We start from the raw sequence: 1,576 nt of genomic DNA on the forward strand, positions 1-1,576 counted from the left end.
CGGTGTCATTTTCGAACCCATACCGCTGCTGCTGGTCGCCTCGACCTGGTATCTGCTGGTGACCAGCATCCTGATGGTCGGGCAGTTCTATCTGGAGCGGTACTACGCGAAGGGCGCGAGCAGGCAGTTGACCGCCCGCCAGCTCAAGGCGCTGGCCGCCGCGCAGGTGGACGACGCGCAGACCCAGGCAGGAGATCCGGCGTGACCCAGACCGAACAACCGATGGTGCTCGCAGACCAGGTGTGCAAGAACTTCGGGTCGCTCAAGGTGCTCAAAGGTATCTCGCTGGAGGTCAAGCGCGGTGAGGTGATGTGCCTGATCGGGCCGTCGGGCTCGGGCAAATCCACCTTCCTGCGGTGCGTCAACCACCTGGAGGTAGTCAACGCGGGCCGGCTGTATGTCGACGGCGATCTCATCGGCTACCGCGAGCGGCACGGCAAGCTGTACGAGATGAGTTCCAAGGACGCGGCCAAACAGCGCCGGGACATCGGCATGGTGTTTCAGCACTTCAACCTGTTCCCACACCGCACCGCCCTGGAGAACGTGATCGAGGCGCCCATCCGGGTCAAACGCAAGAGCAAGTCCGAGGCGCTGGAACGGGCCCGCTATCTGCTCGACCGGGTCGGGCTGGCGGGCAAGGCCGATACCTATCCGGCCCAGTTGTCCGGCGGCCAGCAGCAGCGCGTGGCCATCGCCCGTGCGCTGGCGATGGACCCCAAGCTGATGCTGTTCGACGAGCCGACGTCGGCACTGGACCCTGAACTCGTCGGTGAGGTGCTTGGCGTGATGCGCGAGCTCGCGGCCACCGGCATGACGATGCTGGTGGTCACCCATGAGATGGGTTTCGCCCGCGAAGTGGCCGACCAACTGGTGTTCATGGATGGTGGCGTGGTCGTCGAAAGCGGCAATCCGCGTGAGGTGCTGGCCAATCCGCAACACGAGCGGACCAAGGGGTTCCTGTCCAAGCTGCTCTAGGGCTGGTGTGCGACAGGCATGAATGTGTCGGGGTGCGGGATGGCCGCGCGGCCGAGCACCCGGCCACGAGTGTAGGCTGCCCTTACTATGCCTGTTGTGTGGTCCACCTCTCGCGCCGTTCGGTTACCGGTAACCGTGTTGTTCGCCGTCCTGATCGCGTTACTCACCGCAATCTCGTTCATCTCCCCGGCAGCCGGTGCCGCCCCCCGCGACGACGGGCAACTGCATTCGTTGCGAAACCTGCGCGACAACCTGTGGGAGGCCACCGCCTACTCGGCCGCGATGAACGCAGAGATACCTCTGATGATCATCCGGCCCAAGGATGCGGCACCCGGAGCGCCGACGTTCTACCTGCTCAACGGTGCGGGCGGTGGTGAGGACGGGGCAAACTGGCTTGCGCAGACCGATGCGGTGAAGTTCTTCGCCGACAAGAACGTCAATGTGGTGATCCCGCAGAAGGGGATCGGGAGTTACTACACCGACTGGATCGCCCGCGACCCGGTGATCGGCAAGCCGATGTGGAAGACGTTCCTGACCACCGAACTGCCCCGCGCTGTCGACAGGTCCTTGCGGACCAGTGGCGTGAACGTGATCGGCGGGA

The 1,576-nt window shown here is 64.4% G+C and carries 2 protein-coding genes and 1 pseudogene; all 3 read left to right on the forward strand.

Going from position 1 to position 1,576, the window contains the following annotated elements; translation table 11 throughout:
- Positions 1–205 (forward strand): annotated as a pseudogene (locus KDB67_RS06475) (amino acid ABC transporter permease); the annotation flags it as partial.
- Between the two features lie 17 nt (positions 206–222).
- Positions 223–975, forward strand: coding sequence for an amino acid ABC transporter ATP-binding protein (locus KDB67_RS06480; RefSeq protein ID WP_291013859.1), 753 nt, complete (start codon positions 223–225; stop codon positions 973–975).
- 87 nt (positions 976–1,062) lie between these two features.
- The coding region (locus tag KDB67_RS06485; RefSeq protein WP_291013857.1) for an alpha/beta hydrolase-fold protein at positions 1,063–1,576 on the forward strand (514 nt) is incomplete at its 3' end.

Origin of the sequence: Gordonia sp. (in: high G+C Gram-positive bacteria) (assembly GCF_020438995.1) — a bacterium.
Classification (GTDB): domain Bacteria; phylum Actinomycetota; class Actinomycetes; order Mycobacteriales; family Mycobacteriaceae; genus Gordonia.